The 15,803-nt window shown below is 33.4% G+C and carries 10 protein-coding genes; all 10 read right to left on the reverse strand.

Annotated features, from left to right (window positions below; genetic code table 11):
* Positions 1 to 32: 32 nt before the first annotated feature.
* Positions 33 to 2,066 (reverse strand): flagellin, encoded by a 2,034-nt coding sequence (locus G6O70_RS00730; protein WP_233419103.1) that lies wholly within the window; start codon positions 2,064 to 2,066, stop codon positions 33 to 35.
* A gap of 69 nt (positions 2,067 to 2,135) precedes the next feature.
* Positions 2,136 to 3,143, reverse strand: a complete 1,008-nt coding sequence (locus G6O70_RS00735) for a hypothetical protein (protein WP_057868724.1) — start codon at positions 3,141 to 3,143, stop codon at positions 2,136 to 2,138.
* A gap of 10 nt (positions 3,144 to 3,153) precedes the next feature.
* The gene (locus G6O70_RS00740) at positions 3,154 to 4,233 is read right to left on the reverse strand and encodes a hypothetical protein (protein ID WP_057868723.1); all 1,080 of its coding nucleotides are present in this window, start codon (positions 4,231 to 4,233) and stop codon (positions 3,154 to 3,156) included.
* A gap of 61 nt (positions 4,234 to 4,294) precedes the next feature.
* A complete protein-coding gene (locus G6O70_RS00745) occupies positions 4,295 to 12,544 on the reverse strand; it encodes a phage tail tape measure protein (RefSeq protein WP_057868722.1) in 8,250 nt (2,749 codons plus the stop codon).
* A gap of 17 nt (positions 12,545 to 12,561) precedes the next feature.
* Entirely contained in the window at positions 12,562 to 13,623 is a 1,062-nt protein-coding gene (locus G6O70_RS00750) for a tyrosine-type recombinase/integrase (protein WP_057868721.1), read from the reverse strand.
* 17 nt (positions 13,624 to 13,640) lie between these two features.
* Positions 13,641 to 14,135, reverse strand: coding sequence for a hypothetical protein (locus G6O70_RS00755; RefSeq protein ID WP_057868720.1), 495 nt, complete (start codon positions 14,133 to 14,135; stop codon positions 13,641 to 13,643).
* Positions 14,136 to 14,238: 103 nt separating this feature from the next.
* Entirely contained in the window at positions 14,239 to 14,922 is a 684-nt protein-coding gene (locus tag G6O70_RS00760; RefSeq protein WP_057868719.1) for a hypothetical protein, read from the reverse strand.
* A gap of 106 nt (positions 14,923 to 15,028) precedes the next feature.
* Positions 15,029 to 15,301: a hemolysin XhlA family protein gene (locus G6O70_RS00765; RefSeq protein ID WP_057868718.1), complete on the reverse strand. Its 273-nt coding sequence runs from the start codon at positions 15,299 to 15,301 to the stop codon at positions 15,029 to 15,031.
* Between the two features lie 15 nt (positions 15,302 to 15,316).
* Positions 15,317 to 15,547 (reverse strand): hypothetical protein, encoded by a 231-nt coding sequence (locus G6O70_RS00770; RefSeq protein WP_057868717.1) that lies wholly within the window; start codon positions 15,545 to 15,547, stop codon positions 15,317 to 15,319.
* A gap of 12 nt (positions 15,548 to 15,559) precedes the next feature.
* A complete protein-coding gene (locus tag G6O70_RS00775; RefSeq protein WP_057868716.1) occupies positions 15,560 to 15,784 on the reverse strand; it encodes a hypothetical protein in 225 nt (74 codons plus the stop codon).
* Positions 15,785 to 15,803: the final 19 nt, after the last annotated feature.

Here is a 15,803-nt window from a genome sequence, read left to right on the forward strand (position 1 = left end):
CTGTAAATTTTTGGTTGACTTTTGAAAAACAGTTAATCATAGATAACCTTAAACCCACTTGAGACAGTTGATGCACTCGCATCATCAAATACACTACTTGCATCAAGCCCTTTATTGTAAATATTCATAAAATGTGACCCACCTATTGAACCAGTATCTGTGTCGTTTGAGTCGTTTAAAGCGTTCCATAAACTCATATTATTCATTTCATCTATAATTTCTTCTATCATTTCATCATTAGTAGATTTTAATGGTAATAACTTAGTCAAGAAGTTCAAATTGAGATTATTCTCGTTTTTAATTCTAGTAAACATTTGCTTAAAAGCATTAATACTACCACATAAGTAATAAAGAGCTGAAGCAATTAAATAAGCAGCAACATAGTCTTCGGATGTACTTTCCCAAGTGTTATTTAATAATGCCTTTGCTTTATTAATAAAGTAGGTTTTTTTCTCTGCATCTGTTTTAAAACCAGTTATTGATTGATATCTATCTTTACCACCATGAATCAATTCTGCAAATCCTTCTTTAAACCATACTGGCATATCTAGCGTATTAGAAACACCATAATAATCATTAGAAACTGCATGAAACATTTCATGCGCCAATATTCTATCTAAATAATCGCCTTTAGATCTACCAGCATCTCCATCTTCGCTAGAAAGATTCAAATTTTGATAATCCATTAAATCAAATTCCATAGTTTGAGTTTTTGTTGTAGTATAGCCAGTAACAGCTGCTTGCTCTCCGCCTTTGCTGATACTGGTAAATCTAACAACAATTGTATTCTCGCCTGCTCCACTAATACCGTAGCAATCTTTGATTCTTTGCTCACCTAAACTTAACCACCCCAACTGATTAATACCTTTTTTAATAGCATTAACAATTGGAATTTCTTCATCTCCATATTCAAGACCAACATAATACATTTTATGTGTCGTTATACTCATATCCCCACCAATAGCCAGATCAAGTGAAAAACTATCAATCATATACCTATACTTATTACCTGTTTCTGGATTAACGATTTCGACCAAATCATTAGGTTCAAATATATACATAGGAATACAGGAAATCGTACAAGACTCTTGGAAGTGAGCCGTTTTCCAAACATTATATTTTGCTTCTGCGACACATTGAATATCATTAGATAATTTAGTATCAACTATAATTGTAGTTTTTGTGCCAATAGCATCTACATTGAATGGATTTTTACTATCTGTAATTCTCACAACACCTTGAGGGGTTAAACCTGTGCTTGTATTAGTTGCACCGTAAACTACAACTCTATTCCTTACATTCTTGAGATTATAGGTCTCGCTAAATGACAATGTTAAGTCTGCCCTGTCTTGATTAGTAGAGTCAAAAATCCATTTAGGTTCTATTGTATCGACACTTTTTTGTATTTCTAACTTTCTAAATTCAAATTCACCTTTAATGTTATATCCGCATTGATAATCCATATACATATCTCTGAGATCTTTAATAATATCGGTAACATTACTTCCTACCTCTTTTGTGTAATCATAGGTTAATATTTCATCTGATGAACTCTCATAAATATATCCAAAGGTGGTTTCTCCTACAAGTTCCATAACCTTTCTTATAGCAACACTAATTAATGTCCCTTTTGGAATTATTAATTCATTTTCCAATGTCTTTTCATCATATTGTGTCATTTTATCCGATAGTTTTATTGAGATTGAACTGTCACTTGCTGATATGGCTAACGTTTCCTCATCAACTAAGAAAGTACCTAACAAGAAGTTTACTACTGGATGCCCGCTAGTGGTTAAATCCTGTATACCTTGATACAGTTTGAACTGTTTCCCAAACCAAACTACACCCCCGTCTTTAGGTATATAGTCAGGATCAACCACCATTGTCAATGTACCAGTTCTTCTCGTAAGTGAATCTGCCGTTACACTAAGGCTACCTCCAGTTGTCTTACCTGCAATTGTATCTATAATAGAACCATCTGTATCAATTACTTGTATTGTTGTACTAACATTTCTTATAGGCTGAGTGTGTACAGATTGAGCTTGCGTACCAATGCTGGAATACAAATCGTCTATAATATTAGGAACAATATAGTTTATTTGGTTTTTCGTAATAGTATTCGTTATAATCCACCTCTATTCCGCAAAAGAATTACGATACTCTCTTCTCGCATCTTCATTAATTGGTTCATTATTCCAATAAACATCGCCAAATTCATCATACGTATATATAGACTTTCCAGCTGATGCAATTAATCCTGCTTTGTCCATCGAGTTATAATCCAAAGCACCTATTTCTGTAAAATCGAAACTCACATCTGCTAATGTATCCAGGGAGGTAGATTTTGGGGTTGATTTTACTCCAAGTGTCACACATAAAATCATGTCTCCATCTTCTCTTCTAATAACCTTGGCTTGACCATTGTTTAAGAACTGTATCACAGCTTTCCTATTTAATCTCTCAGCTCTCGCATCGATACTCTTAGCACTACCATTTAATTGCTCAGATGTTAATGGAAGAAATTTAACATTACTACTTCTATAATTTTGATTACCAAAGCTAACAATAGGATATGCACTATTTAATGGTGTTGCTACATTTGAATTCTTATTGTAATTCATTTCTGCTAATTCAAAATCTAAGTCTAATGCAAAATTATTATTTAGATCAGATATGAAAGTCCCATCATAAGTTATAGATACAGGTTGACTTTTGGTTATATCACCTCTAGTATTCTCTGCTAATGGAACTATACAATATTGATAAGTCTTACCACTCTCGACAAATCTATCCACCACCGTGTAAACATTGTAATCTTCGTCATAAGGGAAAGTCGCCACTAACTGCCAATCCTGATTTGACTTTATCTCTCTTCTATATAAGTTAATATTTGTAACCCTATGTCCCGATCCATCTATTGTGCCTGCTTCTATTGTATTGTTGAATGTTGCGTCCATAATAGTTTTAATTTCCCAATTACTTGGTTTTGCATTTGTATCGTCAATTGTCCCATCAACTGAAACGAATAATTCATCATACATGCCAGCTCCCATCGTAACTTCATCAATACCAACTGTTGCTATTGGTGTATCGTAAAGATTGCCATCAAATTTATTGCCAAAAAAATCATAACCTATTATCATGTAAAACCTCCTATTCTGTAATTGGAACTATTTCCATTTGTATTCTAAATTCCTTCACTTTAATATATAAATAAAATTCTTTTAACCCTAAACCCTTGACAATATTCGACTTAGTTCTTGATTTTAAAGAACCAAAATTTTTTTCACATGTAATATAGTCATCGTGTTTTACGAATCTAATGTGAATTCCATTTCCAAGTTCGGGAGCAAAGTCTAGCATCGTCCCATTTAAAACATTCATACACCAAACTTTAACTATAAAATCCGAAGCTTTTGCCATTCCTAATTTAGTAAACATAAGTGGATTATCATTTGGGATAATAATATAGTCATCTTTATAGTAGCTATAATAGGTATCGCTATCAGTTGCTCTGTTAGGTATGAATGGCTTAACAGGAGTTGCTAATATCTGCTTTAAAAAAGATTCAATAATTATTTGTCCTTCATCATTAAGAGCTAAAGGCTGAATTATTCCCGATATGGTAGGAACTATATATTGTGGAATAAACTGCTTTTCCGTTGTGTATTCAATATCATGACTAGTATTTACGGTTATTGAAATATAATATAGCTTCCCTTTGATAAGACCTGTTACTTCTTCACTTAATCTAGTTGTTGCAGATGTAGCAGGCACTCTAACTGGATATGTTTGTATAGTTATGTGATTCTGATCGTAAAGAGTGAATTGATAATTATTTACTGTATCCCCTTGTGCTTGATAATATAAGGCGCTCATTAGAACCTCATCAGTGTACACAAAGTTCTTAGAATCAATTGTGTCAAAATTAATTACTGGTTTGTTTAAACACAAAAAATTTATTTCTGTTGACCAATCAGTCCAACCATTACTAGTTTTAACTTTTATTTTTGCTAGATATGATTTTCCATTTACCAATGTACTGGCCGGCAAAATATGTTTTTTATCGGCAGATATCATTTCCTCTTCATAGACTGCTGTACTATTTGCAGAGTTTTCTCTAATAGAGAGGAGATTTGATGAAGACTTTTCTGCTCCTAGGTAAATAAATGTAAATGTTCTCTCTTCAGTAGCATCGAAATTATTAGTTATATTTAAAACTGGTTGTACCATTTACTCATTCCCTTCTTAATGCTTTTGTATTTATGTATACCAAATCATTTCTGATTGGTTTTTATTTACTTGTGGCGACTTGTTTAACTACTTCAGGCAATGTTTTTAATGCCTCAGCAAAGCTTTCAGCATCAGTAACATTTGGTAGTTCAAGTGTTTGATTTTGGATTATCACTGATTTACTACTATTATCAGTTGTTGCAGGTGTAATTGTTGGCAAATCAAGAATGTTTCTAAGTTCTTTCCCAAATATATCCGCTAAATCCTTAGAGATATCTTTGAACTCCTTACTAAATCCAGTTAATAGTGCCTGGTAACTAGAGTTATTTGCTATATCTGAACTATTACTGTAATCACTTAATATAGTCCCATTTTTTGCAACATAGGCATTATATTCAGTCATTATGTCATCCAGCTTGGTAGGATCAAATGTCTCTGTGTCACCTAATAATTTCTCATAAGCGCCATTGATTTCTGACAATCTATTCTTAGCATCATCTTGATCAATTGTCCCATCTTCAATCCCACTTATAACATCGCTGACTTTACTTAAATAATCACTTTTTTGTTGATTCTTATATTCCTGAACGGCCTTTTCAGCTGTATTTACTTCTGTTTGAGCCGAATTAACATCTGTCTGATTAGCAACATACTCCCAATTGAAGTTTCCTTTATCATCAGACTTTAGTACTTGAACATCTTTCTTATTAGTGACATTGTTTAACTTCTCTTGCGCTGCATATAAGTCTATCTGTTTATCCACATAATCCGCTTCAATTTTAGACATTTTTTCTTGAGAGTCTAATGCTTCTAACCTTTTTTCAACGACATTATTCTCTAATTGATTAGCCTTTAATCTTAAAGATTCAAGTTCTAATTCTTTATCGACACCTGTGTAATAAACATCTTTTTCAAGCGTATATTGATTAGCTGTCTGTCCATTGTATAAGGATTTCTCTATCTCTTCTTTTATCCCACTTAAAGAGTTTGATAACTGTGTCTTATTTAGCTCAACCAGTGAGGAAACTGTTGATTGTAGTCCTGTCAGCAAAGTATCTATTTCTGTCTGTATTGTGTTGTATTCATAAGACCCATTGTCATACTGTGCTTGTTCTTTTCTTAAATTACTTAATTGAGTTAGGTAATTTGTATATTGCCCAAACATCGAAGAATATTCTTGTGTCATTAAAGCACCTTGTGTATCAGTACTTAGTCCTAATGTTTTTGCTAGAGATACCATATTGGCAATTGTGTCTGTTGCAGTCTGATACTTAGTCATTTGATTTTGAATAAGAGTATTTTCATAGTCAAAACGTTCTTTAATTGCCGTCTTTATATTAGTTTGAGCTGTAATTATAGCAGATTCATAATTACTAATATCGGTCTTAATAGTTGTAATTTGATCTGTTGTTAAATCACCTAATGCCAATTTTTCCTTTAAAGCAGTAATAGACTGTTTATCAGAATCAATCATTTCTTCATAAATTTCTTCTTGTAATTCCAGTTGATCTACTATGAATTTTTGTGTCGCTAAATCTTTATCATTTTGATTACTTGCTTTGCTCATGGAATTCGTATAGTTTTCCTTTAATTCCATTAATTTATCAGCAAATTTTTGTGAAATTGTCGCAAAATCCTTTTCAAGTTGCTGATTAGTGCTTGTAGCAACCGTCCCTAAATCAAGCGAAGAGTCAACATTTGAGCTTAATGATATAGAGCCTACCGACCCTTTAGAATAACTTTGTGCCAAATTTAATAATTGGCTATATTTGTTCTGCTCTATTTGTAATTCAGCATTAGAAGCATTAGCAGTTCTTGTGACATTCTTCTTAGCAAAAGCATCAAGTGCTGTATCTAGTTCCGTTTCAAGATTTAATCTTTGTTGAATCTCAGAACTTATTCCAGTAGCTTGTGTAAAATTAATAACATCTAATGAACTACTACCCAAATCACTAAATGATTGACCACTAAGCAAACCATCTTGTAAATCAGTAACATTAGTTTTTAATCTATCAATACTTGTGTTTAAAGAATCCGTAAAATTCGTTAAATCTGTAGCTATCTGACTTATTTCTGCATCATCTATACTCTTTTTCAGAGTAATAATGGCATCTGCGTCACTCAAGATTGAAGACTTTATACTTTCCAAACTGCTCTGTATGCTAGAAGCATTATCAGTAGATAGAAAAGACATAGTACTCAGTTTATTGAATTCTGCCGTCAATTGCATAATACTTGAAACCTGATCACCTAACGATTGACTAGATAATTTTGCTTTAAGAGCATAATCTGTATCTCCCACTTCTTCTAAAGCCCTACTAAATATACTTGCATTATTTGACAGAAGTGTTGTTAAACTCGTCACTGCATTTGTTAGATTAGTAGTATTTGTTGTTTCTTTAGTTGTGTTATAATCAGTTATATTTTTCTCTTGTTGCCATTTATCGAGATTTAAACTGCTGATAGTGTTAGAAACCTCATTAAGATTCTCAAATACTGTTTTATAAGAATCCAATAATGTTGATACTTTATCTGCATTATCTCCACTAAAACTCTTAGCATGATCAAGGTTAGTAATTGTATTCCCATTTGTATTAAAACCATAACCTCGTAATTGACTTAATAGCGAATCCATTTGATTTTGATAAGCGTTTTTCATTGTGTTCTGATAAGCTATCTGCTGATTATCTAGATTAATTCTTTGCTTAGATAAATCAATTAACTTATCCATATCGTCTGCAGCTTGCGTTACCGCATTCTCTAATTGAGTCACTTTTGACGTTAAGCTATCTCCAGTGTATAATTCATTACCCCAGTATCTCCAAACGTCTTCACTAACAGTTGACGGGGTCTCGGTGCTATCACTATAATCTGTAGAACCCACACCTTTAGAAGCTAAGCTTGCAATATTATTATTGTCTCCTATAGCAGCAGACATTGATTTTGCGGGATTTATAGTTGTTACATCTTGTGATGCAATAGCAACAGAATCAGATTTTTTATTTTTTGTTGTGGTGGTTTTATTGACATTAATACTGATAGATTTGTCCTGTAATTTACTTAATTCGCTAACGAGACTTTCTACTTGCTTTTTCCCACTCTTGTCTACGGTAGCAGTTACCTTTGGGGATTTATCCGTAGCTTTACTTAACGCTTTATTCATCTTATCAACATCTTTAATGCCATCAGTAGTAGCTTTAACTTTAGGAAATTTACTCTTAGATTTATTTAAAGAATGATTTATCTTATCAACATCAGATTGTCCTTTTTTATTCACACTAGGTGTTACTCTAGGTGCTTTTCCTTTAATTTTAGAAAGTGTATTTGATACAGTTTTTAAATCAGTGGTTCTTCCAACTTTGACATTAACCTTTGGGTTTTTTCCTTTGATTTTATCTAAACTACTTTTAAGATTATCTACACCCTTAACTGATTTCGGATCAATTTTGGTCTTAATAGCTAAAAGCTTACCCTTCATATTGTTGAGTTTCTTTTGTGCAGAGGATACTTTTGCATCTAGATCCTTATGATCTCCCTTAATCTTCGCAGTCTTACCTTTTAGTTTGTCCAATTTAGTCTGTGCAGCCGAAACTTTTCCTTCAGCATCTTTTATATCTGCTTTAACTTTGACAGGTTTATTTTTGGTATTAATATTGTCTATACCTTTAGAAACACCACCTATTTTGGTATTAAAATCATCAACCTTGGCTGACACTTTTGCGGTTGCTGTTTTATTATCAATTGTATTCAGATATTTCAATACCTCATCTGCAGAAATCCCAAAATAACTATTGTCTGCTAAGAACTTGGCAGTTGCGGTTTTGCCTTGCGTCTCATCCATATGTTTAACTACATCTTTGAATGCAGTTGAGAAACCAGTCGTCTGTGCTAAGAACTTAAGAGCTATAACAGGGGGCACTTTATTTATGTCAGTTGTTAAATCCTTAATTAATCCTTGTGCATCTACCGTACCATTGACATCATATTTCGTACCTTTAATCTCTGGAATCTGATTTAAAGCTGTTATTATTTCAGGAATTTTTACATGGCCGTTATCATCGTAGGTTAAACCGTATTTCGTTCCCTTTTTCTCTGGAATTTCATTCAATTTAGCTATAACATGTGTGTCAACTAATCCAGTTGTCTTATCAACAAAACTGTATTCAGTCATTGCAGTTTTGGGAACTTTGTCTACCTCATTCTGAATTTTCGAATAAGCACTAGACCAATTTTTCCCATATTGTTGCGAAAACTCTGCTGAAAGATTTAACATACTCTTACCCAAAGTGCCTTGTTTAGCCATTAATTTGATGTAACTAGCTCCACCTTGCTCATAAGCAGCTATTGTTTCTTGTATAGACTTTTGAGATTTACCACTAGCGGCAAGAATATCTGTCATACGAGCTTCTTGCGTACTTTTTTCTTTTTGATATGCTGTCTCATATCCATTAACGACTTCTTGTGCAGCTTGTTTTTCTGCGTTTGACCAATTAGCTGTATTTGTACTCTTGTTAGCAAGTGAGCTATTTTGCTTAGATAAATACGTTAATTCTTTTTGATTTAATTCTCCACCTTGAGCAAGCTTTCTATTAATTGAATCAATCATATTTCCTTGCTGTCCAAGTTGGGTTAAGTTTGTTCCTTGTGCAACCTTGGCATTATTTCTGGTATTCTTGTCCATTGAAGCATAGTCTTGTTCAGTAAATACACCTGATGAAGTTGCTTGTCCTAATTCATTAATATGCTTACGGATTGACTTAGTTTGAGTATCCCACTGTTTTTCAATTGCTTTACCTGCTTTTGTACTCCAAACTTCCGCGCTGTTCTCACCACTCCTATAGGATTCTTTTAAAGCTTCTAACTGTTTCTTATAACCAGCAATTCTTTTTTCACCTGCATTATAACTAGTTCCGCCCGTACTTTCTGCTACTTTAATACTATTTATTACATCTAGTATTTCATTTTTCTTTTTTGTATATTCACTACTTGTACCATAGAGTTTATCAAGAGTGTTATCATTAGTAAGTTTTTCTGCACCTTTGACTTCCTTATTTACGCTCTTACTACCTTTTTTTGCATTCTTTCTAGCGATTTCGTCTAATGATGCATTTAATGAATCTAACTGTTCTTTGATAGAATCATAATTATTTAAAGTTATTCTCAACTTTAGATGATTTTTCTTAGCAATAGAATCATAAGATTCCTGTAAACTTTTGAACGAGCTATCTGATAATTGGTTCTGCCCACCATTCGTTTCCTGATCTAAATTCGTACTTAAGCCACTTGCTGTGCTTTTATCGACCGCTAAGTTGCCGTTAAATAATGAATTATTCTTTAGAGATTTTTGTGATTCACTGTAAGTTAATTTTATCTTTGCTAATTCATTGTCTAATTCTTTATTTAACTCTTGTACTGCGTCTTTAGTTGCATCTATTTTTTGTTTAAATATTTCCCAAGGTTTGATGCCAAGAGCATCCATAATTTGAAAAGCAGCAAATACAGTACCTACCACTGGTACTAATGATAATAGGCCAGTACCAACCAATTTCACTACACTATATAATTTACCGAATTTCGTAATAGCCACATCTGCCCCAGCTCCTATGGCTGAACCAGTAGTTTTCATAGTATTAGCTAATTTAGCCCTCCTAGTAAGAGTTGTATCAGACTCCAATTCGGTAATAGCGCCATTAACATTTACCTCCCTACTCGTAGTTTTACTTTTTTTGCCTTTCGAACCAGTACCAAAGCCTCCAGCAGTATTAGCCATATCTTCTGATGCAGCAAGTCTTTCATAGGCTTTGGACTGAGTTAAAACTTCTGAAGTAACTGCAGACAATTTACCTTTACCCATTCCAACGAGTGCGAAGTAATCCTGTGTTGCGCGGGCAAATTTGCGTATTTGATTTACAGCCCATATCCCAGCTAATAATTTCCCAAATGTTTGTATGGCCGCACCATTTTCAACTGCATACGTTCCAACCTTATACAGACCTTTTGCAAATTCTTCGAGTTTTTCAGCATCTTTCTGCAAACTGGCAACAAATTCTTTATTACCGAATGCTTTCGTCATATCGTTAGCAGCCTTAGACATAACTGGAAGCATTTTTGCACCAAACATAATTTCAAGTTCACTCCATGCTTGTTTGAATCTAGCAATAGACTGTTGAGCTGTTGAACTATTTTTTTTCGCCAATGTTTCTACATATGTTCCCTTGCTTCCAGCCTCTTCTACTTTTTTGGCTAATTCAGCAAACTGACTATTATATTGTGCTAAAATAATACCTGCCTGCTGACCTGTTGTACCAAATAACTTATTAAAGACCACTCCTTTTTCAGCAGTCCCCATGTTTTTTGTTTTTTCATTTACAACACTCATCATTTCAGCCAATGATTTCATATTGCCTTTTGCGTCAACTAAATCTGCTTTTTTTATACCAAGAGGTGTGAGTACATCTGATTTAGTGCCTATATTTGCAATATCTTTTCCTAAAGAAACAATTACTTTTCTCAGACCAGTTCCACTTTTTTCCGCCTCAAGGCCGTGATTCGATAATTCGCCTATTGCAGCTGATGCCTCTGCTAAACTGATTCCAGAGTTATTTGCAGAATCCCCTACATACTCCATCGCTTTACCAGTACTTTGGAATGAACTAGCTGACATATCTGATGCATACGCTAGTTCATTCACTACTTTCTTGGTATTTGCTGTCATTTTAGCAGTATTACTTGTTCTCATATTAAAGGCATCAAGAGTTTGTGATGAAACCCTAACCACATCACTGAAAGCATCTCCAGTAGCAACCGAACCTTGCAATTCAGTTTTCATAGCAGCAAGAGCAGATGAACTGGTGTATCCTCGTTTTACAAGCTCTTCATATTGTTCTGAAATATCTTTCTGTGACTTACCATAAGCAATCGCATATTTAGCCCCATCTTTCTGCATACGAGAAACATTTTTTGTTACTTCACTAGCATTTTCGCCACCCGTTATAAGCAAATTACTTATGACTTTGTAATTATTTTGAAGTGTCGATGCCTTTTTTGCACCATCCAATAATGCTGCAGCGAATCCACCCATTGCTAATGTAGCAGTGGTAGCATTATTAGCAATGTTCCCAATATTTCTCCCTGTATTCCCAAAACTATTTCCAACAGAAGAGACTACATTTTGCTTATTTCCAGCAACTTGCGCTTTACTATAAAGAAGTTTAAGTCTGTTTTCATTCTGCAGAGTTGCTAATTCAGATTTTTGAGTAGCACTCAGAATTTTCTCGGCAGAATTAGTTTGTTGTATTCTTTGTTTTCTTTGTTCTAATAATTGAAGTTGTTTCTGTATAATAATATTCTCTTTTTGAGTAGCTCCAAGTGAACGAGTATTGAGCGTAAGCTTAGAGTTTTCAATATTCTTTAGCTCTTTGAATGTGTTTCCTGCCTCTTTAGCCTTGCGAGCTGTCTCTGCTAACGAAACATTCATTCTTTTTACGCTCTGTACGCTCTTTTCCATATTGGTGAAAGCCGAATTATTCCCACCGTTCATCTTATTGAAGGTCTGATTATAGGTTGTACTTAAACTTTTTAACTCAGATTTTAATTCGTCTATCCTAGTTGTCCATGCGCTTATTTTCCCTTTATCAGAAGAACCAGCCACTTTAGTTTCTAGACTTGCAATTTCAGTCATAGTGGCTTTTAATTGTGCTAATGCTCTTTTTTGATCCTCAACAATTTTAGTAGTTGTAGTCCCAGTACCCTTATTACTAAGTGTGGTAGTTCTCGTGACAAAATCATTTAAGTTTTCTGATTTAGTGACCTTATTACTTGTACCAAGTGCTGTTTGTTTTTGCACTCTGACAAGTTTATTTAAACTACCTTCAATTGCCTTAGCTTCTCTTGCGGTAGAAGTGGCAATATCTTTTTCAACTTTTTCTCCTGCTTTTAGAATTGTCCTAGATTGTTCTGTGAACTTACTAGCAACATCGCCCGTAACGTCAGATTTAGTCGTATCATTATTTATCTTCATATTGATGGATTTCTCCATCTCTTCTCTTGCTTTTCTAAAATTCTTGGTTAATTCAAGAAGTTGCTTAGATGCTTGACTAACGTCCATTTTGGGTTTAATTGCTACATGTGTACCATCAAGAATATCTCTTATTTGCCTACCCATTTTTTTAATACTATTTTTATCAGCTTCAACATTAACTTTTGCAGTGAAGTCGGCTTTGAAGTCGCTCCATTTACTTCTAAATTCTTTTTCCAATTGTGATTTAGATGGAAGATTAACTTTTACCCTAATCCCTAATTGATTTGCCACTTAACCTCACCGCCAATCTACTTTTTTTCTTTATTTTTTGGTTCTTCTTCCATCAATTTGTTTATTTCTTTTAATGTTTCTGCTGAGTCTTTTTTCTCCATATAGAACTTGGAAGTCGTATCCATTGATTCATGATGTGCCAGTTCTTTTGCTAATTGGATATTCCCTTTTTTTGCAATTTGGTTTAATCTACTTTTCCGAATACAATGAGGTCTAAAATCACCCACACCAACAATTTCGCCTATTTTACGAATTCGTATTGTTAATGACTGTTTACTCATACGACCCCATCCACCATCTTTCCAAACATAAAACAAAGCATCGCAATCAATTCCCTGGTCTTCTCTCCATGCTAAATACTGTTGAATAATATTTTTTGTATGTTTGGTGAAAGGAATATCAACAATCTTCCCTCGTTTCTCTCGAATATTTTCAAATACATTTTTTTCAAGATTTAAATTTGATAAGCTCAAACGATACAATGCACCTATACGACACGCACTATCAAACGCGATATTCCAAATCAATTCATCTTGAAAATCATATTTATTTAAACTATCTTGATCTTTGGATAATTCATTTGTGATTTTGTCAATTTCAGGTTGATGTAAGAAGTAAACGGATATTTTCTTCTCGTCACCAGCTCCTTTAATACGATCTAGCTTATTGTCAAATGGATGCATCTTTATCTTTCTCCTTTTTGCAGCCCAAATATAAAAACTAGAAATAGCACTAACTTTTGTATTGATTACTTTTTTACCATTTCCGCACTCTTCTTCAAGAAACAACATGTATGATTCCATAACATCTAGCATGTTTTCTTCAAGAGTATCCTCGTCTAGAAGATAGAAGTTATCCCAATTTTCAGCTATATAACACATGAAAATATTCATATAAGACTTGTAAACCTTATAGGTTGTATCTTTAACATCTTTATTTTGTATTTTTTTACTACGAAGATAGCTCTCGTATACTTCTATATTCTTGTGATTCACTTTTGCCATACGATCTTTTGTTGCATATCTCGTAATCTTTCGTTTACCATCAGTTTGATACTTTAATCCTTCTTTATGTTCCATCTAATCAACTCTCCTATTCATTCAATTACAACTTGAAAACCTTTTGCTCTTAATCCGTTTGCTAATACTTTTGCTAATGTTCCGCTCATTATCGTTTGGCCTGCTTGTATAAAATGTCTTGCAGGTTGTGCATATAGAGATGAGTTCCCACCTTGATCCAATACAATAGGCAATCCATCTCTAAAGTCATTTCCGTGAATATCTACATGGTGTCCCCACTGTTTAGGTAAAGGAGGATACATTCCCAATTCTCTAGAATCTATATAAACGAGAAAACTAACTGTATTACCTGTCGAAGTCATTTTTGTATGAACCGTATCAGCCATTTCTCCACTTCTCACATAGTATTTAGAAGTTACTCCTGCTGGAAAATCACGAGTCAATATTTCTTTTAATATCTCTTCAGCACTCAACCTAACCAATGTCGAAACCACTTCTTCTACATTTGATCTAATATTATTTATTATTTCTTGTATGCCCTCATACGTTATCGAGCCTTCTAATTCAGCCATAGAACATTCTCTCCAATCAAAAAAACACAAAGTAAGATAGTCTCTTTCATGAGTTACTACCCTAAACTTTGTGTTTTATAATGTTTTCCACCTGTTTTTATTGCTATTCTGGACGACTATCCTCTTCAAAGCTGTCGTCAAATTTATCTAGTACTTTCTCTTTATAAATCTCTTCTGGAGTTTTATTTATTTCATTATGTTTATTTATAGGTACTACTTTATTATTCTCTTCATTGATTTTTGTCTCTGTTGAATTTTTCTTATTGCCTTCTATATTATCAGCTTCGGCAATTAATTCTTTGACCAACTCTCTCCCGCGATCGGTTTCATTTGCTTGAGAAATAAATGAACCAACTGCAGCATGATCTAATTTCATAGTTTCAAGTGTCACATCATGCTCTAAAAGTTTATTAGCATATGATAAAATCGCTGTTTTATATACCGTGGTTACGATTTGTGCTAGTACTTGATTTAACTCCATCATTGCAAGGCTTGGATATTCAATTACTTCTCTAATTTCTTCTTCACTAAGATCATTCATATCAATATCAGTAAGCAAAGGAACAATTTCCTTCATCACGGTTGCGCCAGAAATATCTAGCCTATTTTCGTCTTCTTTACCCTTATTGTCTTTATTTAGACTAATGATGAACTCCTGTAAACTCATGATTACGTCTACTTCTTTTTTGCTTGGTTCATATACTGTTATGTCACCTGTTGGAGACTTGATAACAGCCTTAATAGTTCTTTTATTTGGATCGCTTTTTAAACTCGCAAATTCTACCATTCTTTCACCTCATTAAAACAATTTATAACTAATTATAACATTTCATTATGTTTACTATCAAGTTTTTACTAACTTTTGAATTTATGTATGGCAATAAGTAACTTGCCTAAAATTTTGATATTATTAATTGAATAATTAATTGGAAGATAAACAGTGCTAATGGGAATGCTATCGCAGTAGCCATTGTCCTTTTCCAATATTTATTATTTTCTTGTATTTCCAAGATATCCTTAGTATTTTGTATGGTATCACTTTCAACCTTATCAAGTCTTTTTGGAATATCCCTACTTTGCTCTTTAATATTCTCTATATCGGTCTTAATAGAGCTAATATCACCCTTCATTTCCATCAGGATTTGCACAACCTTATCATTTTCCATATGCGACACCGCCAACTAATTATTTATTACAGCAATATATGATTTGAGTTTGTTTAAAGCAATAGTTATTACATCGTTCATAACTATATTCTTGAGTTCCTGATTTTCAGCGAGATCCTTTTTCGATACCTTTGCTAAATAATCTATTGATTCACCTTCATTATTATTTGCAGAAAAGCCAATCTTAATATCAACAATTTCTCCTTGATTCATTTCAGCTTCGTAATTATTTACTACAAAGTTCATTCTTATCACCCCTTATTTAATTGCTACCAATTCTATCAATTTATTTCTTGCTATAGTACCTAATTCAAATTGACTTGTTTGCTCAAATGTTTTACCGTCAGCTAAATCATCGGATACCACTTTAACTGTACTATTTACGTAGTTCCCTATATTATCTGTGCCATATAAAGTAACTGTTACTGAAACAGTTTTACCTGCATTAAGTGCATATGCTATATTGGTTGTATCTATTTCCATAATTATCTACCTACACTTT

This window comes from Liquorilactobacillus hordei DSM 19519, assembly GCF_019443985.1.
Lineage (GTDB): Bacteria > Bacillota > Bacilli > Lactobacillales > Lactobacillaceae > Liquorilactobacillus > Liquorilactobacillus hordei.